This window comes from Pseudacidovorax sp. NFM-22 (genome assembly GCF_021401245.1).
In the GTDB taxonomy this organism is placed as follows: domain Bacteria; phylum Pseudomonadota; class Gammaproteobacteria; order Burkholderiales; family Burkholderiaceae_C; genus Xenophilus.
Genome location: NZ_JACBFY010000002.1, coordinates 713746 through 734271, shown reverse-complemented (window position 1 = coordinate 734271; position 20526 = coordinate 713746). Strand labels below are relative to the sequence as shown.

19 protein-coding genes are annotated in these 20526 nt (G+C 72.1%); 7 read left to right on the top strand and 12 right to left on the bottom strand.

Features of this window, described 5'->3' with window-relative positions; genetic code table 11:
• Positions 1-109: 109 nt before the first annotated feature.
• From L0984_RS08960 to L0984_RS08945, 4 genes are all read right to left on the bottom strand, one after another.
• Positions 110-1027, bottom strand: a complete 918-nt coding sequence (locus L0984_RS08960) for a hypothetical protein (protein WP_234193354.1) — start codon at positions 1025-1027, stop codon at positions 110-112.
• Positions 1024-1314, bottom strand: coding sequence for a YciI family protein (locus L0984_RS08955; RefSeq protein ID WP_234193353.1), 291 nt, complete (start codon positions 1312-1314; stop codon positions 1024-1026). The genes L0984_RS08960 and L0984_RS08955 overlap by 4 nt, the downstream gene beginning before the upstream one ends.
• A 143-nt stretch (positions 1315-1457) precedes the next feature.
• Complete coding sequence (locus L0984_RS08950) at positions 1458-2780, bottom strand: Nramp family divalent metal transporter (protein ID WP_234193352.1); 1323 nt, start codon at positions 2778-2780, stop codon at positions 1458-1460.
• Between the two features lie 93 nt (positions 2781-2873).
• Complete coding sequence (locus L0984_RS08945) at positions 2874-3794, bottom strand: LysR family transcriptional regulator (RefSeq protein WP_234193351.1); 921 nt, start codon at positions 3792-3794, stop codon at positions 2874-2876.
• Between the two features lie 128 nt (positions 3795-3922).
• Here L0984_RS08945 and L0984_RS08940 point away from each other — a divergent pair, with 128 nt between their 5' ends.
• Positions 3923-5140: an MFS transporter gene (locus L0984_RS08940; RefSeq protein ID WP_234193350.1), complete on the top strand. Its 1218-nt coding sequence runs from the start codon at positions 3923-3925 to the stop codon at positions 5138-5140.
• Between the two features lie 189 nt (positions 5141-5329).
• On the opposite strand, the gene L0984_RS08935 is transcribed toward L0984_RS08940, so the two are convergent.
• Complete coding sequence (locus L0984_RS08935) at positions 5330-5917, bottom strand: DNA-3-methyladenine glycosylase (RefSeq protein WP_234193348.1); 588 nt, start codon at positions 5915-5917, stop codon at positions 5330-5332.
• A gap of 173 nt (positions 5918-6090) precedes the next feature.
• Here L0984_RS08935 and L0984_RS08930 point away from each other — a divergent pair, with 173 nt between their 5' ends.
• On the top strand, positions 6091-7491 hold the full coding sequence (locus tag L0984_RS08930) for an amidase family protein (RefSeq protein WP_234193347.1): 1401 nt from the start codon (positions 6091-6093) through the stop codon (positions 7489-7491).
• A gap of 87 nt (positions 7492-7578) precedes the next feature.
• Here the strand turns inward: L0984_RS08930 and gap are convergent, their stop codons facing one another.
• Both gap and tkt read right to left on the bottom strand, forming a co-directional pair.
• Complete coding sequence (gene gap, locus L0984_RS08925; RefSeq protein WP_017759352.1) at positions 7579-8577, bottom strand: type I glyceraldehyde-3-phosphate dehydrogenase; 999 nt, start codon at positions 8575-8577, stop codon at positions 7579-7581.
• 33 nt (positions 8578-8610) lie between these two features.
• Positions 8611-10644, bottom strand: coding sequence for a transketolase (tkt, locus tag L0984_RS08920; RefSeq protein WP_234193346.1), 2034 nt, complete (start codon positions 10642-10644; stop codon positions 8611-8613).
• 199 nt (positions 10645-10843) lie between these two features.
• Here tkt and speD point away from each other — a divergent pair, with 199 nt between their 5' ends.
• The 3 genes from speD to L0984_RS08905 are packed head-to-tail and all read left to right on the top strand — an operon-like array spanning position 10844 to position 13361.
• On the top strand, positions 10844-11233 hold the full coding sequence (gene speD, locus L0984_RS08915; RefSeq protein ID WP_017759350.1) for an adenosylmethionine decarboxylase: 390 nt from the start codon (positions 10844-10846) through the stop codon (positions 11231-11233).
• Positions 11234-11247: 14 nt separating this feature from the next.
• Positions 11248-11973 (top strand): nucleotidyltransferase family protein, encoded by a 726-nt coding sequence (locus L0984_RS08910; RefSeq protein WP_234193345.1) that lies wholly within the window; start codon positions 11248-11250, stop codon positions 11971-11973.
• Positions 11970-13361 (top strand): aminopeptidase P N-terminal domain-containing protein, encoded by a 1392-nt coding sequence (locus tag L0984_RS08905; protein WP_234193344.1) that lies wholly within the window; start codon positions 11970-11972, stop codon positions 13359-13361. The genes L0984_RS08910 and L0984_RS08905 overlap by 4 nt, the downstream gene beginning before the upstream one ends.
• Before the next feature lie 34 nt (positions 13362-13395).
• Here the strand turns inward: L0984_RS08905 and L0984_RS08900 are convergent, their stop codons facing one another.
• The 3 genes from L0984_RS08900 to L0984_RS08890 form a co-directional block, all read right to left on the bottom strand.
• On the bottom strand, positions 13396-14634 hold the full coding sequence (locus tag L0984_RS08900) for an NAD(P)/FAD-dependent oxidoreductase (RefSeq protein WP_234193343.1): 1239 nt from the start codon (positions 14632-14634) through the stop codon (positions 13396-13398).
• A gap of 5 nt (positions 14635-14639) precedes the next feature.
• Positions 14640-14993 (bottom strand): RidA family protein, encoded by a 354-nt coding sequence (locus tag L0984_RS08895; RefSeq protein WP_234193342.1) that lies wholly within the window; start codon positions 14991-14993, stop codon positions 14640-14642.
• 227 nt (positions 14994-15220) lie between these two features.
• Positions 15221-16177, bottom strand: coding sequence for a LysR family transcriptional regulator (locus L0984_RS08890; RefSeq protein ID WP_234193341.1), 957 nt, complete (start codon positions 16175-16177; stop codon positions 15221-15223).
• 116 nt (positions 16178-16293) lie between these two features.
• Here L0984_RS08890 and L0984_RS08885 point away from each other — a divergent pair, with 116 nt between their 5' ends.
• Together L0984_RS08885 and L0984_RS08880 are read left to right on the top strand one after the other, a co-directional pair.
• Positions 16294-17310 (top strand): Bug family tripartite tricarboxylate transporter substrate binding protein, encoded by a 1017-nt coding sequence (locus tag L0984_RS08885; RefSeq protein ID WP_370645915.1) that lies wholly within the window; start codon positions 16294-16296, stop codon positions 17308-17310.
• On the top strand, positions 17310-18833 hold the full coding sequence (locus tag L0984_RS08880; RefSeq protein WP_234193340.1) for an amidase: 1524 nt from the start codon (positions 17310-17312) through the stop codon (positions 18831-18833). The genes L0984_RS08885 and L0984_RS08880 overlap by 1 nt, the downstream gene beginning before the upstream one ends.
• A gap of 24 nt (positions 18834-18857) precedes the next feature.
• Here the strand turns inward: L0984_RS08880 and L0984_RS08875 are convergent, their stop codons facing one another.
• Together L0984_RS08875 and L0984_RS08870 are read right to left on the bottom strand one after the other, a co-directional pair.
• Positions 18858-19805 carry a polysaccharide deacetylase family protein gene (locus L0984_RS08875; protein ID WP_234193339.1) on the bottom strand — a complete coding sequence of 316 codons (948 nt, stop codon included), beginning with the start codon at positions 19803-19805 and terminating at the stop codon, positions 18858-18860.
• A gap of 11 nt (positions 19806-19816) precedes the next feature.
• Positions 19817-20233 (bottom strand): nuclear transport factor 2 family protein, encoded by a 417-nt coding sequence (locus tag L0984_RS08870; protein ID WP_234193338.1) that lies wholly within the window; start codon positions 20231-20233, stop codon positions 19817-19819.
• Positions 20234-20526: the final 293 nt, after the last annotated feature.

Below are 20526 nucleotides of genomic sequence, written 5' to 3'. Positions count from 1 at the left end.
CAGGGCGCTGCGCGAGTCGGTCTGCCGCGGTCGAGATGCGGGCTGTGCCTCCGCGGCGGCCCCCTCTCCCCAGCCCTCTCCCGCGAGGGGAGAGGGAGAGACTGCCGGCTCAGCGGCGGGCGGCGGTGCCGGCAATGGCGCGCGACAGCCGCCACATCAGCCACAGGAAGCCCAGCGGCAGCAGCACGGTCTGCACGACGAACAGGGCGATCAGCCGGACCATGGTGCGGGTCCATTCGCCGGCGGCCTGCAGGATGGCCTCGTAGCCGGCGCGCAGGTCGGTGGCGCGTTCGGACCAGCGCTTGAGGCGCTCCAGCAGCCCTTCTTCGGCCGGTGCGGCCGGTTGCGTGCGACCCACCACCTGCTCGGGCGAGGCCTCGATCACGGCCAGGGCCGACTGGTATTCGCCCGCCATCACGGCGCGGTAGACGCCCTCGTTGGCCAGGCCCACGGCCGGCACCGCGAAGCGCACCAGCAGCAGGCCGGCGAAGACCGGCGACAGCCAGCGCAGGGCGCGTGCCGCCGCGGCGTCCTTTCTCGCGCGCGGGGCATCGGCGCCGACGGCCGCCCTTTCCGCGCTGGCGGCGGCCGAGTCCGCCCGCCAGCGCAGCACCAGCCAGGCCAGCAGCACCGCCGTCAGCGCGGCCGACACTGCCACATGCCCGCCGATGCCCAGCATCAGCAGCTGGATGCCGAAGGCCACGCTGGCGGCCAGCATCACCGCAGCGAAGCGGTCCGCCAGCTCGTTGAGCGGCTTGAGCGCCTGGCCCGGGGCCAGGCTCAGGCCGACGCCGGCGGGCTTGACGTCCAGCTGCGTGCCCTGCGCCACCGACAGGACGGCGCCCAGCGCCCGCGCCGCCGCGAAGGCGGTGAGCGAGCGCTGCAGGCCGGCGCGCAGCTGCTCGCGGGCCAGGGGCTCCAGCGGCACCAGCCAGCAGCCGGCCAGCACCGCGGCGGCCACGAGCAGCAGCAGGGCGCGCTTGAACGGCGCCACGGTGGCCGGCGGCGCGGCCGGGCGCTCGCTCATATCGACTTGAGCGCCTCGGCGCCGGGCGCGGTCATGCTGGGCGTGAACTCGACGATGTCGATGCGGGCCAGCTTGTGCTGCGCGAAGGGGTCTTCGGCCAGGGCCGCCTCCAGGGCGGCGCGGTCGCCCGAGCGGGCCAGGATCACGCCGCCCACACGCGGCACCTGCCGGCCGGAGGCGACGAACAGGCTGCTGTCGTAATGGCGGCGCAGCCAGGCGACGTGGGCCTCCATGTGGGCGTCGATCTCTTCGACGGGGCGGATGTAGGTGAGGGTGACGATGAACATGCGCCCGAGGGTAGCCCGATGGTCCTGCCGCTGTCCCGGAAGGCCTCGGCTGGCGCGGAGGATTGCGGGGCCGCCTCGCCTCGCCTCGGCGCCGGCCCCGAGCCGCGTCGCACCGCGGGGCGACGGCGGCCATTGCCGTCGGCTCAGCCCTGCCCCGTCGCCACCGTCCAGACCAGCCACACATTGGCCGCGCCGATCACCGCGAACAGCCCCCAGGCCGCGCCCTTCATCCACGGCCCGCTGGCGAACTCGCCCATCAGCCGTTTGTCGCTGGTGAAGCGCACCAGCGGCCAGATGGCGAAGGGCAGCTGGAAGCTCAGCACCACCTGGCTCAGCACCAGCATCTTGCCCACGCCGCCATCGCCGAACCACCACACGCCCACGAAGGCCGGCACGATGGCCAGCGCCCGGGTGATCAGCCGCCGCTGCCAGCAGGGGATCTTCAGGTCCAGGAAGCCTTCCATGATGATCTGGCCGGCGATGGTTCCGGTGAAGGTCGAGCTCTGGCCCGAGGCCAGCAGCGCGATGCCGAAGAGCGTGGCCGCCAGGCCGCCCACCACCGGCTCGATGAGCCGGTAGGCGTCCTCGATCTCGGTGACCGGCGCGCGCCCGCCGCCGTGGAAGGCGCTGGCTGCCAGGATCAGGATGGCAGCGTTGACGAACAGCGCCAGCGTGAGCGAAAGCACGGCGTCCATCGTGCCCAGGCGCACCGCCTCGCGCGTGGCCGCGGGCGTGCGCGCCACCAGCCGGGTCTGCACGATGGAGGAATGCAGGTACAGGTTGTGCGGCATCACCGTCGCGCCCACGATGCCGATGGCCAGGTACAGCGCGCCCGGCTGCTGCAGCCGCTCCAGGCTGGGCACGAAGCCCATCGCCACGCCGAACCAGTTGGGCTGGGCCATCGCCAGTTCGACCGCGAAACAGCCGGCGATGGTCAGCACCAGGCCGAGCACGATGGCCTCGACGCGGCGGAAGCCCGCGCCCTGCAGGCCCAGCACCAGCAGCGTGTCGAAGGCCGTGATGGCGATGCCCACGGGAATGGAAACGCCCAGCAGCAGGTGCAGCGCCAGCGCGCTGCCCAGCACCTCGGCCAGGTCGCAGGCCACGATGGCCAGCTCGGCGCCCAGCCACAGGAAGCGGTTGGTGCGCGGGCCGTAGCGCTGGCGGCAGGCGCGGGCCAGGTCCAGCCCGCCTGCCAGGCCCAGGCGCACGCACAGGGTCTGCAGCAGCATCGCCGCCAGGCTGGCCAGCAGCACCACGAAGAGCAGGCCGTAGCCGAAGCGCGAGCCGGCCTCGATGTCGGTGGCCCAGTTGCCCGGGTCCATGTAGCCCACCGACACCAGCAGGCCGGGGCCGGCGAACTTCAGCAGCTTCCTGTGGAAGGGCTGGCTGGGGTCGACGGTGACGCTGCCCTTGACTTCGGAAGGGCAGAAGGGCGCGGTGGCGGTGCGGGGCAGGCGGAACATGGCGGGGCCGATGGTAAGGAGCCGCCTCGCGGACCGTGCGACGCGGCGGCGCTGGGCGGCGCTGGGCGGCGCCGGGCGGCGGGGTGCGTGCGGTCAGAAGTGGTCGGGCGACGGCATGTGCTCGCGCATCCACGCGGTGAAGGCGCGCAACCGCGGCGGGTACTGGCGCGCGTAGGGATGCATCAGGTAGATGGGCAGCGGATCGCCCACCCACTGCGGCGCCAGGCGCACCAGCCGGCCCTCGGCCAGGTCCGGCGCCACGGCCCAGGCCGACACCAGCGCGATACCGGCCCCGCCGAGCACGGCGCGGCGGGTGGCGTAGAGGCTGTCGGTGGCGAGGCGGGGGCGGATGGCGAAGGTTTCGCGCCTGCCGTCGGCCTCGTGCGTGAGCGTGACCTCGTCGCGGTAGAAGGTCTGCAGCGCCAGCCAGGGCAGGGCGGCCAGCTGCTGCGGCGCCTCGGGCGGCGGGCCGTGGCCCCAGAGGCCGGGCGGTGCCACCACGATGCGCTGGATCTCGGTCAGGCGCTGGGCGACCACCGACGGATCGCTCACGGCGCCCACGCGGATCGCGCAGTCGATGCTCTCGGCGATGAAGTCCGGCTGCCGGTCGTGCAGCAGCCATTCGACGCTGACCTCGGGATGGGCCTGCAGGAAGCCCAGCAGCGGCGCCATCAGCTGGTCCTGGCCGAAGGCATGCGGCACCAGCACGCGCAGGTGGCCGCGCGGCGTGTTGCGGGCGCCGCGCACGTCGGCCTCGAAGCTGTCCCAGCGCTCCAGCAGTTCGCGCGCCTGGGCCAGGCAGCGCTCCCCGTCCTCGGTCAGCGCCATCGCATGGGTGGAGCGGTGCAGCAGCCGCAGGCCCAGGCTGCGCTCCAGCGCCTGCAGGCGGCGGCTGACGGTGGGCTGGGTGCTGCCCATCTGCTGGGCGGCGGCAGAGAGGCTGCCGGCGTCCACGATGCGCACGAAGGTCTGCAGCAGGTCCAGGCGGTCGATGGCGAGCGGCGCTTCTTTCATGCGTCGGACGTATAGCTGATCTGCAATCCAGCCGTCTACAGCTTTTTGTCATTCGTTGAAAGAATGCTCCCCATTCGGCGGCGCCTCGGAAACAAAGGGCGCCGCCGCAGACTGCCAAGGAGTTCCCCATGTCATCCCTTCCTCTTGCCGCCGGTTCCGCCGCCGAGCCTGCCCAGCCCGACCTGTCGCGGCCGCTGGTGCTGATGCTGGCCGCGGGCGCCGGCCTGGGCGCCGCCGCCCTCTACTACGCGCAACCGCTGCTCGGCATCCTGGGTGCGGACCTGGGCGCCAGCCCGGCCCAGACCGGCCTCGTGCCCACCCTCACCCAGCTCGGCTATGCCGCCGGCATCCTGCTGCTGATCCCGCTGGGCGACCGCTACGACCGTCGCCGCATCATCCTGGTCAAGGTGGTGCTGCTGATGCTGGCGCTGCTGGCCAGCGCGCTGGCGCCCGGCCTGGGCGCGCTGCTGGTGGCCAGCCTGGCCATCGGCCTCACGGCCACGCTGGCGCAGGACATCGTGCCTGCCGCCGCCGCGCTGGCACCCGAGGCGCACCGCGGTCGCACCGTCGGCACCGTGATGACCGGGCTGCTGCTGGGCATCCTGCTGTCGCGCGTGGCCAGCGGGCTGGTGGGTCAGCAATGGGGCTGGCGCGCCGTCTTCCTGGCCGCGGCCGGCTCCATCGCGCTGATCGGCCTCGCCCTGTGGCGCGGGCTGCCGCGCTTCGTGCCGACGACCCAGCTGAGCTATGGCCAGCTCATGGCTTCGCTGGTCCAGCTGTGGAAGCGCTACGGGCCGCTGCGCCGCGCGACGCTGGCGCAGGGCCTGCTGTCGATCGGCTTCAGCGCCTTCTGGTCCACGCTGGCAGTGATGCTGCACGAGCGCTTCCAGATGGGCAGCGCCGCGGCCGGCGCCTTCGGCCTGGCCGGCGCCGCCGGTGCGCTGGCCGCGCCGCTGGCGGGTCGCCTGGCCGACCGCCGCGGTCCCAACCGGGTGACGCAACTGGGGGCCGGGCTGGCGCTGCTCTCCTTCGCGCTGCTGCTGGTGCAGGACCTGCTGCCGCCCGCCGCGCAGATCGGCCTGCTGGTGGTGGCCGCCATCGGCTTCGACTTCGGCGTGCAGGCCACGCTGGTGGCGCACCAGACGCTGGTCTACAGCCTGGACCCCGGCGCCCGCAGCCGGCTCAATGCGCTGCTGTTCACCGGCATGTTCATCGGCATGGCCGCCGGCGCCGCGCTGGGCAGCCAGGTGCTGGCCCATGCGGGCTGGTTCGGCGTGGTGCTGCTGGCGATGGCCAGCGCCGGGGCCACGCTGGCCGTGGGGCTCTGGCCGGCGCGCCGGGGCTGAGCGCCGGCCAGAGCCGCACGGCCGCGCAAAAAGCCGCCCGCCGGCTGGGAGCCGGTCAGTCGACCCAAGGCCGTCCAGGCTGAGCTTGCCGAAGCCCGGGCCAGCGACTCGAAAGCCCCCGGCGACACACGGCGCACGGGTTGACCGTCGGACATCACCCGGCGGGTTGGGGCCTTTCCGCGAAGGACGTCACCGCCTGGGAAAGGGCCGGCTCAGGAAAGGCGAGGCCGCCTCGCCAAAGCGCCAGGGCACGTCCGCCGCGCGGGTGATGCCGATGCGCGGCCCGGTCTGCACCTGGATGTTCTCGCCAGCGGGCCGCGGACGGAGTTCGAAGGGCGGGGCATCCAGCCGCAGATGGTTGAAGCTGGCGTCCACCCCCAGCGCCTGGGCCACGCGGCCGGGGCCGGCGGCCAGCAGGCGCACGTCCTGCACGCCGCGGCGCTCGCGCATGCGGGCCAGGCCCTCGGTGGGCGCCAGCGCGCGGATCAGCACGCCCGCGCCATGGCCCTCGGGGCCGCAGACGAAGTTCAGGCACCAGTGGATGCCATAGGAGCGATAGACATAGGCCCGGCCCGGCGGCCCGAACATGGCCGCATTGCGCGGCGTGGGCCCGCGGTGGCTGTGCGAGGCCGGGTCCTCGCGGTCGTAGGCCTCGGTCTCCACGATGCGGCCGCCGACGCCGTCGACCAGCACCTCGACGCCGATCAGAGATGGCGCTACCTCGTGGGCGGGGGCGAGGAAGTCGATGAAGGCAGCAGCGGGCGAGGGGGCGGTCACGGGGGCAGCGGGGCGAGGACGGATCGCACCAGTCTAGGAGGCGCGTCCCTGCACCGGCGCCGGACGAATGCCGGTGCGCCCGACAGCCCGCGCCCGGGTGCATCGCGCCAGAATCGCCGGTTCCTCGTCACCCAGCATCCGGCGCCACGCCTCGGCCGCCGTCCTCGCCTGCCATGCCCCAGCCGACCGACTTCGCCCCACTGATCCACCAGGGCGCCACCGCCTGCGCGCGTGCCGTCGCCGCGGGCGAGGCCACGGCGCTCGAACTGTGCGACGCCGCCATCGCCGCCATCGAGGCGAAGGACGGCGCCCTCAACGCCGTGGTGCTGCGCGACTTCGACCGCGCCCGCGACCAGGCCCGGGCCGCCGACGCGCGGCGCGCGAAGGGCGAGCGGCCGGCGCTGCTGGGCGTGCCGATGACGGTGAAGGAGTCCTTCAACATCGCCGGCCTGCCCACCAGCTGGGGCCTGCCGCCCTTCCGCGACTTCCGCCCGGCGACCGATGCGGCGGCGGTGCAGCGGCTCAAGGCCGCGGGCGCCGTCATCCTCGGCAAGACCAATGTGCCCGCGGCCCTGGCCGACTGGCAGACGGCCAACCCGATCCACGGCCGCACGGTGCATCCGCTGGACGCCTCGCGCACGCCGGGCGGCTCCTCCGGCGGCGGCGCGGCCGCGCTGGCCGCGGGCCTGGTGGCGCTGGAACTGGGTTCGGACCTGATGGGCTCGCTGCGCGTGCCCGCGCATTTCTGCGGCGTGTGGGCGCACAAGCCCAGCCCCGGCATCCTGCCGATGCGCGGCCAGGCCTTTCCCGGCACACCCGACACGCTGGGCCCGCCGCCCGACCTGCCCACGGTCATCGGCCCCATTGCGCGCACGGCCGACGACCTGCTCCTGGCGCTGGACGTGCTCGCCGGCCCGGAGATGCCCATGGCCCAGGCCTGGCAGCTGCAACTGCCGCCGCCGCGGCAGCCCGACCCGGCGCGCTGGCAGGTGCTGGTGCTGGACGCCCATCCGCTCGCCCCGGCCGATGCCGAGGTGCGCGGCGCGGTGGCCGAGGCGGCGCGGCGGCTGCAGGCGCAGGGCGCCCGGATCATGAGCGCGGCGGATCTGCCGCCCGGCGCCCTGCCCGACCTGGCGGTGCTGCACCGGGCCTACCAGCAGTGGGTGATGACGGTGCTCGGCGCCTTCGAGCCCGGCGCCGAGTGCGACCTGAACGCGCACGAATGGATTCGCCTGGTGGCCGACCGCGGCCGGCTGCGGGCGCAGTGCTTTGCGCTGCTGGAGCGGGTCGATGCCATCGTGATGCCGGCCTTCGGCTGCGCCGCCTTCGCGCACCAGGACGATCCGGACTGGGGGCGGCGCACCCTGCGCATCGACGGCGAGGACACCCCTTACGAGGCCCAGTCCGCCTGGGCCAGCCTCGCCTCGCTGGCCAGCCTGCCCGCCACGGCCGTGCCGGTGATGGCGGGGGCGGGCGGGCTGCCGCTGGGTGTGCAGGTGATCGGCCCGTGGCTGCACGACCGCGGGACCATCGACGTGGCGCGTCGGATTGCGGGTGCGGGCCCGCGGGCATGACGCCGGAGCGCCAAAAGAAAAGCGCGCCACGGGGGCGCGCTCTTCATCGCAGTCCAGGGGCCGCCGGGGCAGCCCGTGCGGCGCTGCTTACTTGGCGACGACGCGGGTCATCTCCAGGCACTTGTTGGAGTAGCCCCATTCGTTGTCGTACCAGCTCACCAGCTTGACGAAGGTGCCGTCCAGCGCGATGCCGGCTTCGGCGTCGAAGATGGAGGTGCGGGCATCGCCGCGGAAGTCGGTGGCCACCACCTTGTCCTCGGTGTAGCCCAGCACGCCCTTCAGCGCGCCTTCGCTCTGGGCCTTCATCTCGGCGCAGATCTCCTTGTAGCTGGCTTCCTTCGACAGCTCGACGGTCAGGTCGACCACCGACACGTCGGAGGTGGGCACGCGGAAGCTCATGCCCGTGAGCTTGCCCTTGAGTTCGGGCAGCACCACGCCCACGGCCTTGGCGGCGCCGGTGGAGCTGGGGATGATGTTTTCCAGGATGCCGCGGCCGCCGCGCCAGTCCTTGTTGGACGGGCCGTCGACGGTCTTCTGCGTGGCGGTGGCGGCATGCACGGTGGTCATCAGGCCGCGCTTGATGCCCCACTTGTCGTGCAGCACCTTGGCCAGCGGGGCCAGGCAGTTGGTCGTGCACGAGGCGTTGGAGACGATGTCCTGGCCGGCGTAGCCGCTGCTGTTGACGCCGTACACGAACATGGGCGTGTCGTCCTTCGAGGGGGCCGACATGATCACCTTCTTGGCACCGGCGGCCAGGTGCTTGCCCGCGGTTTCCTTGGTCAGGAAGAGGCCGGTGGACTCCAGCACCACGGTGGCGCCGACTTCGTCCCACTTGAGGGCGGCCGGGTCGCGCTCCTGCGTCAGGCGGATCTTCTTGCCGTTGACGATCAGCGTGTTGCCCTCGACGGCGATGTCGCCCTTGAAGCGGCCGTGCACCGAGTCGTACTGGAGCATGTAGGCCAGGTAGTCGGGCTCCAGCAGGTCGTTGATGCCCACGACTTCGATGTCGGGGAAGTTCTGAACCGCGGCGCGCAGCACGTTGCGGCCGATGCGGCCGAAGCCGTTGATACCCAGTTTGATGGTCATGCGAATGCTCCAGGAAGTTATGGAAAAACCAACTCAGTCGGCGAGGACGGCCTCGACCGTCGCCGCCACGTTCTCGGGCGTGAAGCCGAAGTGCTTGAACAGCACGCCGGCGGGCGCCGATTCGCCGTAGGTGTCGATGCCCACGACGGCGTCGACGCCGTATTTCCACCAGCCGCCGGTGCTGCCCATCTCCACGGCGATGCGCGGCAGGCCCTTGGGCAGGACGGACTTCTTGTACTTGACGTCCTGGCGGTCGAAGGTGGTGGTGCTGGGCATGGAGACCACGCGAACCGCAATCTTGCGGGCGGCCAGCAGCTCCTGCGCCTTGAGCGCCAGCTGCACCTCGGAGCCGGTGGCGATGATCACCGCCTTGGCCTTCTTCTTGAGGCCCACGCGCGAGGGCTCGGCCAGCACGTAGGCGCCGCGGCTGATGTCGGCCAGTTCGTCCTTGGGGGCGTAGTTCAGGTTCTGGCGCGACAGCAGCAGCGCGGTGGGCTGCGTCTTGTTGCGCAGGGCGCAGGCCCAGGCCACCACGGTCTCGGTGGTGTCGCCGGGACGCCAGACGTCCAGGTTGGGGATCAGGCGCAGGCTGGCCGCATGCTCGATCGACTGGTGCGTCGGGCCGTCCTCGCCCAGGCCGATGGAGTCGTGCGTGAAGACGTGGATCACGCGCTGCTTCATCAGCGCCGCCATGCGGATGGCGTTGCGGCTGTAGTCGCTGAAGGTCAGGAAGGTGCCGCCGTAGGGAATGAAGCCGCCATGCAGCGCCACGCCGTTCATGATGGCGGCCATGCCGAATTCGCGCACGCCGTAGTTGATGTGGCGGCCGATGCGGCCGTCCTCGGTGCGCACCACGGCGCCGTCGGCGGCGAAGCGCAGGTCGGGCGTGGCGGCGGTCTTGGTCAGGTTGGAGCCGGTCAGGTCGGCGCTGCCGCCCAGCAGTTCGGGCAGTTGCACCGTCAGCGTCTCCAGCGCCAGCTGGCTGGCCTTGCGGCTGGCCACGGTCTCGCCCTTGGTGTGGGCGGCCAGCACGGCGTCGACCACCACCTGGTCGAAGGCGGCGGGCAACTCGCCCTTCATGCGGCGCTCGAAGGCAGCGGCCAGGTCGGGGAAGGCCTGCGCGTAGGCGGCGAACTTCTCGTTCCAGGCGGCTTCGACGGCCAAGCCCTTGGCCTTGGCGTCCCAGTCCTGGTAGACGGCCTCGGGCAGCTCGAAGGGGGCGTGTTCCCAGCCCAGGGCCGAGCGGGTCAGGCCGATCTCGTCGGCGCCCAGCGGCTCGCCGTGGGCCTTGGCGGTGCCGGCGCGGTTGGGGCTGCCCTTGCCGATCTGCGTCTTGCAGACGACCAGCGAGGGCTTGCTGCCTTCGCCGGTCTTGGCCTGGGCGATGGCCGCGGAGACGGCGGCGGCGTCATGGCCGTCCACCGGGCCGATCACGTTCCAGCCGCAGGCCTCGAAGCGCTTGGGCGTGTCATCGATGAACCAGGGCGCGACCTTGCCGTCGATGCTGATGCCGTTGTCGTCGTACAGGGCGATCAGCTTGCCCAGCTTCCAGGCGCCGGCCAGGGCCACGGCCTCGTGGCTGATGCCTTCCATCAGGCAGCCGTCGCCCAGGAAGACATAGGTGTGGTGGTCGACGATGGCATGTCCGTCGCGGTTGAATTCGGCGGCCAGCAGCTTCTCGGCCAGCGCGAAGCCCACCGCGTTGGTGATGCCCTGGCCCAGCGGGCCGGTGGTGGTCTCCACGCCGGGGGTGATGCCCACTTCCGGGTGGCCGGCGGTGCGGCTGTGCAGCTGGCGGAAGTTCTTCAGTTCCTCGATGGGGAGGTCGTAGCCCGTCAGGTGCAGCAGGGCGTAGATCAGCATCGAAGCATGGCCGTTGGAGAGCACGAAGCGGTCGCGGTCGGCCCAGTGCGGGTTGGCCGGGTTGTGCTTGAGGTGCTCGCCCCAGAGGGCCGCCGCCATGTCGGCCATGCCCATCGGGGCGCCGGGATGCCCGGAGTTGGCTTGCTGGACGGCGTCCATCGCCAACGCGCGGATCGCGTTGGCCATCAGGGCTTGGTTGGCCATGAGAAAAGGCTTTCGGGGAGGTGTAGGAGGGGAGAACCTGGGATTTTAGCGAGGGGCGCCCGCGCCCCTCGCCGGGATGCTTCACGCAGGTCAAGCGCTGTCAGCCTTGGTACAAGGCAGGACACAATCGTGTCCAATTTGCGAATAAATCAGTCGTACACCCTCCCCGTGCCCCGCACGGGACTGCTAGAGTCCACGCATGCACGGCCTGCACCTTACTGCCGACCTTCACGATTGCCAGTGCGATGACTTCTGGCTGACGGACGGCACCATCCTCCTCGAGTGTCTGACGCGCGCCGTTGCCGTCGCCAAATTGAAGGCGGTGGGGCAGCTGGCTCATCACTTTCCCTCCACCCCTGCCGGGCGCGGCGGCGTCACGGCGGCGCTGCTGCTGGCGGAATCCCATGTGTGCATCCACACCTGGCCCGAGCAAGGCAGCGTGACCCTCGACGTGTACGTCTGCAACTTCGGCGGCGACCATTCCGACGCCGCGAAGGCCTTGCAGGAGGCGCTGATCGTCCTGTTCTCGCCGCGGCACGTCGAACGCAACGTCCTGCACCGAGGCAGCGTGTCCCGCCACCTCGTGTGACGGTGACGCCGGCCATGGTCCTCGCCGCGGGCCGCGGCGAGCGCATGCGCCCGCTGACGGACCGGCAGCCCAAGCCGCTGCTCGATGTCCGGGGCAAGCCGCTGATGCAATGGCCCATGGAGGCGCTGGCGCGCGGCGGTTTCACCCGGCTGGTGGTCAACACGGCCTGGCTGGGCGAGCAGATCGAACAGCGCTTCGGCACCGCGCCGCAATGGGGCGGGGGCCTGGGCTCGCAGATCGCCTATTCGCACGAAGGCCGTGACTTCAGCGCGGCGCTGGAGACCGCCGGCGGCATTGCCCGCGCCCTGCCGCTGCTGGACGCCGATCTCTTCTGGTGCCTGGCCGGCGACGTCCACGCGCCCGACTTCCATTTCACGCAGGCCCAGGTCCAGTCCTTCGCCGACAGCGGCCGGCTGGCCCATCTGTGGCTGGTGCCCAATCCGCCGCACAACCCGCGTGGCGATTTCGGCATCGGCCAGGACGGCGCCGCACTGAACCTGCCGGCCAACGACGCGGCGCCGCGCTACACCTTCTCCACCATCGGCCTGTACCGGCGCGAACTCTTCGCGCCGCCGTACTGCGACATCCCGCCCGGCAACCCGGCGGGCGTGAAGGCCGCGCTGGCACCGCTGCTTCGGCGCGCCATGGACAATGGCCGCGTCAGTGCCCAGCTGCACACCGGCCGCTGGACCGACGTCGGCACCCCCGAGCGCCTCGCCCAACTCAACACGTCGCCATGAACGCCAGTCCCTCCCTCTACGCCGGGCGCCGGGCCCGCCTTGCCGCCCAGCTCGGTGCCGATGGCATCGCCCTCATCCCCACCGCGCCCGAGCGCCAGCGCAACCGCGACAGCGACTTCCCCTACCGGCACGACAGCTACTTCCATTACCTGACCGGCTTCACCGAGCCCAACGCCTGGCTGGTGGTCGACGCCGCGGGCCGCAGCACGCTGTTCTGCCAGCCCAAGGACCTGGAGCGCGAGATCTGGGACGGCTACCGCCTCGGCCCCGAGGCCGCGCCCGAGCGCCTGGGCGTCGATGAAGCCTTCTCGGTGGCCGAACTCGACAGCCGCCTGCCGAAGCTGCTCGAGAACCGCGCCACCGTCTGGTACCCCTTCGCCACCCATCCCGGCCTGGAAGGGCGCGTCGACGGCTGGCTGCAGAAGGTGCGCGCCCGCGTGCGCTTCGGCGCCCTGTGCCCCGAGCAGCAGCGCGACCTGTGCGGCCCGCTGGACGAGATGCGCCTCATCAAGGACGCGCACGAGCAGGACGTGATGCGCCGCGCCGCTGACATCAGCGCCCGCGCCCACATCCGCGCCATGCAGCTGAGCGCCCGCATGCTGCGCGAGGGCCGGGACGTGCGCGAGTACCACCTCGACGCCGAGCTGCTGCATGAATTCCGCCTGGGCGGCTCGCAGTTCCCGGCCTACGGCTCCATCGTGGCGGCCGGCGCCAATGCCTGCGTGCTGCACTACCGCGCCGACGTGGCGCCGGTGCGTGCCGGCGAGCTGGTGCTGATCGATGCCGGCTGCGAGCTCGACAGCTACGCCAGCGACATCACCCGCACCTTCCCGGCCGACGGCAGGTTCACCGGCCCGCAGCGCGCGCTCTACGACCTGGTGCTGGCCAGCCAGGAAGCGGCCGTGGCCGCCACCAAGGCCGGCAACCGCTTCAACGACCCGCACGAGGCCACGGTGCGCGTGCTGTCGCAGGGCATGCTCGACCTGGGCCTGCTCGACGCCAACAAGGTGGGCAGCGTGGACGACGTGATCGAGCAGCGCGCCTACTTCCGCTACTACATGCACCGCACCGGCCACTGGCTGGGCATGGACGTGCACGACTGCGGCAGCTACGTGGAGCCGACGCAGGTGGGCGAGATCAGCGAGCGGCGCGACCCGCTTTCGGGCGAGGTGATCAAGAACCGCCCCAGCCGCATCCTCCAGCCCAGCATGGTGCTGACCATCGAACCCGGCATCTACGTGCGCGCCGGCGACGACGTGCCCGCGCAGTTCCACGACATCGGCATCCGCATCGAGGACGACGCCATCGTCACCGCCACCGGCTGCGAGCTGATCACGCGCGGCGTGCCGGTGGATGGCGACGAGATCGAAGCGCTGATGCGCGGCTGAGCGGGCGGCTTCCCGCGCGCAGACCGCCCGAGGTTCAGCCGAAGCGCTGCGCCGAGTAGGGTGCCGCATCCACCATCGTCGGCCCGCCGTCCATGAGCTCTGCCAGCAGCCGGCCGGTGGCCGGGCCCAGCGTGAAGCCCTGGTGCGCATGGCCGAAGTTGAACCACAGGCCGCGGTGCCGCGGCGCGGCGTCGATCACCGGCAGCATGTCTGCGGTGCAAGGCCGCGCCCCCAGCCAGGGTTCGCCTTCCACCGGATGCGGCAGGTCGAGCAGTTCGCGGGCATAGGTCTCGGCCCGCGTGAGCTGCCACGGCGTGGGCGCGGCATCCTGGCGGGCGAATTCCGCACCGGTGGTGATGCGGGCGCCGCGCCGCATCGGCGCGATCACGAGGCCGCGGTCCAGGTCGTACACCGGCCGGCGCAGCGTGGGGCCGCCGGTGTAGTGCCGGTGGTAGCCGCGCTTGACGAAGAGCGGCAGCCGGTAGCCCAGGGGCTTGAGCAGCCGGTCGGCCCACGGCCCCAGGGCGACCACGGCGTCCTGCGCTTCCACCGGACCGCGCGTGGTCTGCACGCGCCAGCCCTGGGCGGTCGCCGTCAGCGTGGCGGCGTCGCCTTGAACCAGCACACCGCCGAGCTGCTGGAAATGCGCGGCGTAGCGGGCCACCAGTTCGCCCGGGTCGCTCACGCACCACGGGTCCTGCCAATGCAGCGCGCCGGGCAGGCCCTGCGTCAGGGCGGGTTCTTCGGCGGCCAGGGCCGCGCCGTCGAGGGCACGCACCTGCAGGCCGTGCCGGGCCGCGGTGGCCTCGGCATCGCGGCGCGCCTGCGCAAAGCTGGCGGCGTCGCGGAACACGTGCAGGTAGCCGTCGCGCTGCACCAGGTCGTCGGCGCCGGCGGCCGCGATCAGCGGGGCATGCTCGCTCGTCGAATGTTCGATCAGGCGCGCATAGGCCGCGGCGATGGGCGCATAGCGCTCGGGCGCCGAGTTGCGCCAGTAGCGCGACAGCCCGCCCGCCACCGCCGGCAGTGCGCCAAGATGCCAGTTGACGTCGGCCCCCCGCTTGAGCGCCACGCCGGCCAGCTTGGCCAGGCTGCGCGGAAAGGCGTAGGGCGACACGGCTTCGCGCTGGATGATGCCGGCGTTGCCGTACGAGGTCTCGCGCCCCGGCAGGCCGCGGTCGACCAGGGCGACCGAATGGCCGCGCATCGCCAGATGCAGGGCGGTGCAGGTGCCGACCATGCCGGCGCCCAGGACGAGGATCTCGCGGCCCATGCGCCTCAGGCCTTCTGCTGGGCGATGACGGTCAGTTCCACCAGCGCGCCCGGCAGCATCAGGTCCGTGCGCACGGTGGTGCGCACCGGCCGCGGCTCGGCGAAGGCCGCGGCATAGACGCCGTTGAAGGCCGCGAAGTCGGCTGCATCGACCAGGTAGGCCGTCACGCTCACCACGTCCGACAGGGCCAGGCCCTGGCCGGCCAGCGTGGCGGCGATGCGCTCCAGGCACAGGCGGGTCTGCGCCTCGATGCCGGCCGGCACCGAGCCGTCGGCGGCGATGCCCAGTTCGCCGGAAAGAAAGACGAGCGGGCCGACGGTGCGGACCTTGGAGAAGGGCAGGGCGGAGGTCTGGGTCATGAACGATGCCGGCGCCGGGCGCCGGCCCTGAGGGTGGGGAAGGGGCGCCATTGAGCGCCGAAGGCGATTATTCCGCCGGCTGCGTTGCCGACCAATGTGCAGTTCGCAAGGTCACGTTGCCGCAAATGCAAGGCAGCGCATGGGGAGCGGGGCACCCGGTGGCCGCTGCCTTGCGCCCTCTCCCCTTGCGGGAGAGGGGCTCCAGGCTGCAGGTGCCGTGGAAGGCGTCACTCCAATGCCTTGCGCAGGTGGTCGATGAAGGCCCGGGCCGCATCTGGCAGGTGGCGGCCGGCCATGGTCTGCACCTCGAAGTGGCGCTCGTTCATCTCGCGGTCGCGCAGGGGGATGGCCAGCACGGTGCGGTTGTGCAGCTGCTGGCGCAGCGCCAGTTCGCCGCAGAAGGTGACGGCCTGGGTGTGGCTGACGTACTGGATCAGCGGATAGAGGTGGTCGCTGGTGATCACCGGCTGCAGGACCAGGCCCTGCCGGCTGCTGCTGATGTCCAGCAACTGCCGCAGCGTGGAGGTGCCGGCCGGCAGCGCCAGCGGCCAGGCCAGCAGCTGGGTGAGCGACACCTGCCGGCGATCCGCCAGCGGATGGGCGGGCGCCACCACCGCCATCACCGGCGAGGGATGGCGGAAGGCCACCTGCAGGCCGCTCTCCGAACTGAGGCTCACCGTCACGCCCAGGTCCACCAGCCCTTCGCGCACCCGGCGCGCCACCTCGCGCTGCACCGCCATGTCCAGCTGGAAGCGGATGCCCGGGCAGCGTGCCTGGAAGTCCGCCACCACCGCGGGCAGGAATTCGTAGGCGAAGCCCTCGGTGGCCACGATGCGCACCTCGCCCTGGCGCAGGCCGCGCAGGGCCAGGATGTCGTCGGTCACGCGCTCGATGTCCAGCCAGGCGCGGCGGGCATGGGCGGCCAGCAGCTCGCCGGCGGAATTGAGCGTCATGCCGCGGGCGCGGCGCTCGAAGAGCAGGGTGTCCAGCTCGCGCTCCAGCCGGCCGATCTGCCGGCTGACGGCCGAGGGCGCCACCTCCAGCCGGGCCGCGGCCTCGGTGACGGAGCCGGCGCGTGCCACCTCCAGGAAGTAGCGCAGGGCCACCTCCTGCAGCACGCGCTGGTTGGGATCGCGCCGCGCAGGCTTGGCGGCGGGGGTGGACGCGGGCGGGAGAGAGGCCATTGGATTGCGGTGCCGGAACATTGCCGAATCGGCAATGAAGCTTTAAGAGCCTTGTGCTTGCTGCACGGGAGGTGCGTTTCTAGCATGCGGCCATCGTCTTCCGAAAGGCCTGCGCCATGACCTTCGCGTCCATACCCGCTTTCCGTCCTGACTCGGTGTCCCGCCGTGCCGCCGTGTGCGGCCTGCTCGCGCTGGCCGCCACCGCCGGCGCGCTTCCCGCCATGGCGCAGCCGGACTATCCCAACCGTCCGATCACGCTGGTGATCCCCTTCCCACCCGGCGGCAGCGCCGACGTCATCGGCCGGCTGATGGGCCAGCGGATCTCGACCGCCCTGGGCCAGCCGGTGGTGGTGGACAACCGCCCGGGCGCCGGCACGGCCATCGCCGCTGGCTACGTGGCCAAGGCGCCGGCGGACGGCTACACGCTGCTGCTGGGCTCGCCCTCCACCTTCACGGCCAACCCGGCCATCCGCAGCAACCTGCCCTACGACCCGGTCAAGAGCTACGACCCCATCGCCATCGTGGCGCGCATCCCGCTGGTGCTGCTGGCCAACAAGGACGTGCCCATCAACACGGTGAAGGAGTTCGTCGCCGCCGCCAAGGCCTCGCCCGAGAAGTACTCGTACGCCTCCTTCGGCGCGGGCACCACCTCGCACTTCGCGGGCGAGATCATCCTGGGCGCCGTCGGCGCGAAGATGCTGCATGTGCCCTACAAGGGCAGCGCCCCGGCCATGACCGACCTGATCGGCGGCCAGGTGCCCTTCTCGGTGGACACGGTCACGGCGGCCATTCCGCAGCTCAAGGGCGGCAAGGTCAAGGCCATCGCCGTGACCACGGCCAAGCGCTCGTCGCAGCTGCCGAACGTGCCCACCTTCGCCGAGGCAGGCTACCCGGACATCAACGTCGACACCTGGATCATGCTGGTCGCGCCCAAGGGCACGCCCGCGCCGGTGCGCGAGCGGCTGGAGAAGGCCATCGAACAGATCGTCGCCTCGCCCGATGCCAAGGCCGCGCTCGCGGCCCAGGGCGCCGAGCCCGCTTTCGCCGGCCAGGCCGCGTCCGCGAAGCAGATCGAGAACGAACTCCCGCTGATGCGCGCCGTCGCCCTGCGCGCCAACATCAAGGCAGATTGATGGCCGGACTCGTCGAACTCTCCGCCGTCGAGCAGCGCCGCCTGATCGGCGCCCGCCAGCTCTCGCCCGTCGAACTGCTGGAGGCGTGCATCGCGCGCATCGAGCAGGTCAATCCCTTCGTCAATGCCGTCACCGCCACCTGCTTCGAGCGGGCGCGGGGCGAGGCCCGCGCCGCCGAGCAGGCCGTGATGCGCGGCGAGCCGCTGGGGCTGCTGCACGGCCTGCCGCTGGGCGTGAAGGACCTGGAGCCCACCGCCGGCCTGCTCTCCACCTCGGGCACGCCCAGCCTGCGCAACCATGTGCCCGCGCAGGACATCGAGCTGGTGCGCCGCCTGCGCGCGGCCGGCGCCATCGTGGCCGGCAAGACCAACGTGCCCGAGATGGGCGCGGGTGCCAACAGCCGCAACCCCGTGTGGGGCGCCACGGGCAATCCCTTCGACCCCAACCTCAACGCCGGCGGTTCCTCCGGCGGCTCGGCCGCGGCGCTGGCGCTGGACATGCTGCCGGTGTGCACCGGCTCCGATACCGGCGGCTCGCTGCGCATCCCGGCCGCCAAATGCGGCGTGGTGGGCCTGCGGCCCTCGCCCGGCGTGGTGCCCAGCGTGCGCAAGCCGATGGGCTGGTCGCCCATCTCGGTGGTCGGGCCCATGGGCCGCAGCGTGGCCGACGCCTGCCTGCAGCTGGCCGCCACCGCCGGACCGCATGCGGGCGATCCGCTCAGCCATCCGCTGGACGCCATGGCCTTCCTGGCGCCGCGCACGGCCGACCTGTCGCGCCTGCGTGTGGCCTGGACCGAGGACTTCGGCTGCTGCGACGTCGACCCCGTGGTGCGCCGCGCCTTCCGCGAGAAGATGGCCGCCATGCGCCACCTGTTCGCCGCCTGCGACGAGGTCCGCTTCGACCTGGGCGAGGTGCACCGCTGCTTCGACGTGCTGCGCGCCGAGGCCTTCGTGGCGGGCATGCGCGAGACCTACGAGCGCAATCCCGAAAGCCTGGGCCCCAACCCGCGCGCCAACTACGAGATGGGCGTGCGCATGAGCCTGCTCGACAGCGCCTGGGCCCAGACCGAGCAGACGCGCATCATCAACCGCTTCCAGAAGGTGTTCGAGGGCTACGACCTGGTGCTGTCGCCCACCACGCCGGTCTCGCCCTTCCCGTGGACGCTGCCGCATGCCGCCGAGGTGGATGGCCGCCCGCAGGAGAACTACTACCGCTGGCTGGCGCTGACCTATGTGGTCACGCTCACCACGCATCCCTCCATCAGCCTGCCCTGCGGCCGCGACGAGCGCGGCATGCCCTTCGGCCTGCAGGTGACCGGCACCTTCCGCGGCGACCTGCCGCTGCTGTCGGCTTCGCTGGCCATGGAGCAGGCCTTTGCCGCCACGCCCGTGCTGGCGCGGCCGCGGCCGGACATCGCCAAGCTGCGCCCGGCCGATCCGCCGCTCAAGAGCATCGTCACCGCCGCGCCGGACGATCCGCGGGCCAGCCGGCCGACCGAAGCGGGCGCCGCCTCGGTCGTCTGAACGCCCGGGCGCGCCGGCCGGCCTTCAGTCGAAGGCCCCCGCCGGCGCATCCGCGGCCACAGCCTCCATGTGCCGCGCGATGGCGCCGGGCGTGGTGAACCACACGCGGCCTTCGTCGCGCGCACGGGCCAGGTGGCCCAGCACCTCGCGCAGGTGCCGCAGCCGGTAGGGCTGGCCCACGATGTACGGATGCAGCGCCAGGCCCATCACCAGCGGCTGCGCCTGCGACTGGGTGAGCATCTCCTCGAAGTTGTCCACCACCATGTCGCAGAAGGCCCGCGAGTCCATCTGGCGCGCCACGATCATGGGAATGTCGTTGAGCTCCTGCGGATAGGGCACGGCCCACAGCCGCCCGCCGCCGCGGGTGCGCATGCGCAGGGGCTGGTCGTCGTGGCACCAGTTGAGGGTGTAGCCGTAGCCCGTCTGGGCCAGCAGGTCGGGCGTGAGGTGGCTCTCCGAGATCCACGGCGACAGCCAGCCGGCCGGCGCCTGGCCGCTCTCGCGTGCGATGCGGTCGCGGCAGCGCTGCAGCAGGGCGCGTTCCTCGTCCTCCGACAGCTGGCCCTGGCGCTCGGCATTGCTGTGGCCGTGGCCGATCAGCTCGTCGCCGCGGGCCGCGAAGGCCTGCACGAGTTCGGGGCAGTGGTCGTACAGGGCGGTGTTGATCAGCGTGCCCGTGGGCAGGCCCAGCTGGTCGAAGAGCTCCAGGCAGCGCCAGGCCCCCACGCGGTTGCCGTATTCGCGCCAGCCGTGGTTGAGCACGTCGGGATGCGGCGAGGCCGGGCCGATGCAGGCGCCCAGGCCGTCGCCGAAGGCGAAGTGCTCGATGTTGAAGCCCAGGTACACCGCCAGCCGCGCGCCATTGGGCCAGACGTAGTCGTGGCGGCGGGTGATGGGCCGGTAGTCGAAGCGGTCATGCCCGGGCAGGCGCTCGGGCCAGCGGGTGCGGGCGGGGTCGTGCGGTGCGGTCATCGGCAGTCGGCTCACAGCGTGGCCAGGCCGGCGCGCACCAGCAGCCATTCGGCGCTGTCGTTCCACACGTCCATCTGCACGATCAGGCCGCGGCGCACCACGTAGCGGTCCACGTAGCGGTTGCCCTCGAAGGCCGTGCCGTCGGGCCAGGCGCCGTAGAGCGTGCCCAGGCTGTAGACCACGGTCTCGTCCTCGGTGCCGCCGGCCACCGGCTCGGTGCGCTCGATCTTCTTCTTGACCCAGGCGTAGCGCTGGGCGTTGAAGGCCGAGGTGTCGCCCGGTGCCGTCATCGGACGGTTGCCGGTGAAGCGGATGCGGATGTCCGGCGCGGTGTAGCGCGAGGCCGAGGCGGGGTCGGGAATCATCACGAGTCGCAGGAACTCGTCCACGATCTCGGCGGGGGTGGTGGGCGGGGCGGTGGTCGTCATGGGGGGCTCGGTGCTTGGACGAAAAGGGGTGGGCGCGTGCAAGCCACGTGCCCGGCGGGATGAGGCAGTGTCGGGCCGCATGCGGTCCGGGTCGAGTCGTGGGCGCCTTTGCCCCCGCTCCCCCACCCTCTCCCGCGAGGGGAGAGGGTGCCGGGCCGTGCAGCGTGGCGGAACCCATGGGCGTGCCCGTGTCCACCCCTTTCCCCATCCTCTCCCGCGGGGAGAGGGAGCCAAGCCGTGCCGCGTGGCGGAACCCATGGGCGTGCCCGTGTCCGCCCCTTTCCCCATCCTCT

Coding starts and splice junctions, on each gene's coding strand:
- L0984_RS08890 (WP_234193341.1), bottom strand. CDS start 16,177: ATGGCCTCTCTCCCGCCCGCGTCCACCCCCGCCGCCAAGCCTGCGCGG.
- L0984_RS08910 (WP_234193345.1), top strand. CDS start 11,248: ATGGTCCTCGCCGCGGGCCGCGGCGAGCGCATGCGCCCGCTGACGGAC.
- gap (WP_017759352.1), bottom strand. CDS start 8,577: ATGACCATCAAACTGGGTATCAACGGCTTCGGCCGCATCGGCCGCAAC.
- speD (WP_017759350.1), top strand. CDS start 10,844: ATGCACGGCCTGCACCTTACTGCCGACCTTCACGATTGCCAGTGCGAT.
- tkt (WP_234193346.1), bottom strand. CDS start 10,644: ATGGCCAACCAAGCCCTGATGGCCAACGCGATCCGCGCGTTGGCGATG.
- L0984_RS08940 (WP_234193350.1), top strand. CDS start 3,923: ATGTCATCCCTTCCTCTTGCCGCCGGTTCCGCCGCCGAGCCTGCCCAG.
- L0984_RS08930 (WP_234193347.1), top strand. CDS start 6,091: ATGCCCCAGCCGACCGACTTCGCCCCACTGATCCACCAGGGCGCCACC.
- L0984_RS08885 (WP_370645915.1), top strand. CDS start 16,294: ATGACCTTCGCGTCCATACCCGCTTTCCGTCCTGACTCGGTGTCCCGC.
- L0984_RS08955 (WP_234193353.1), bottom strand. CDS start 1,314: ATGTTCATCGTCACCCTCACCTACATCCGCCCCGTCGAAGAGATCGAC.
- L0984_RS08950 (WP_234193352.1), bottom strand. CDS start 2,780: ATGTTCCGCCTGCCCCGCACCGCCACCGCGCCCTTCTGCCCTTCCGAA.
- L0984_RS08945 (WP_234193351.1), bottom strand. CDS start 3,794: ATGAAAGAAGCGCCGCTCGCCATCGACCGCCTGGACCTGCTGCAGACC.
- L0984_RS08905 (WP_234193344.1), top strand. CDS start 11,970: ATGAACGCCAGTCCCTCCCTCTACGCCGGGCGCCGGGCCCGCCTTGCC.
- L0984_RS08880 (WP_234193340.1), top strand. CDS start 17,310: ATGGCCGGACTCGTCGAACTCTCCGCCGTCGAGCAGCGCCGCCTGATC.
- L0984_RS08900 (WP_234193343.1), bottom strand. CDS start 14,634: ATGGGCCGCGAGATCCTCGTCCTGGGCGCCGGCATGGTCGGCACCTGC.
- L0984_RS08960 (WP_234193354.1), bottom strand. CDS start 1,027: ATGAGCGAGCGCCCGGCCGCGCCGCCGGCCACCGTGGCGCCGTTCAAG.
- L0984_RS08875 (WP_234193339.1), bottom strand. CDS start 19,805: ATGACCGCACCGCACGACCCCGCCCGCACCCGCTGGCCCGAGCGCCTG.
- L0984_RS08870 (WP_234193338.1), bottom strand. CDS start 20,233: ATGACGACCACCGCCCCGCCCACCACCCCCGCCGAGATCGTGGACGAG.
- L0984_RS08895 (WP_234193342.1), bottom strand. CDS start 14,993: ATGACCCAGACCTCCGCCCTGCCCTTCTCCAAGGTCCGCACCGTCGGC.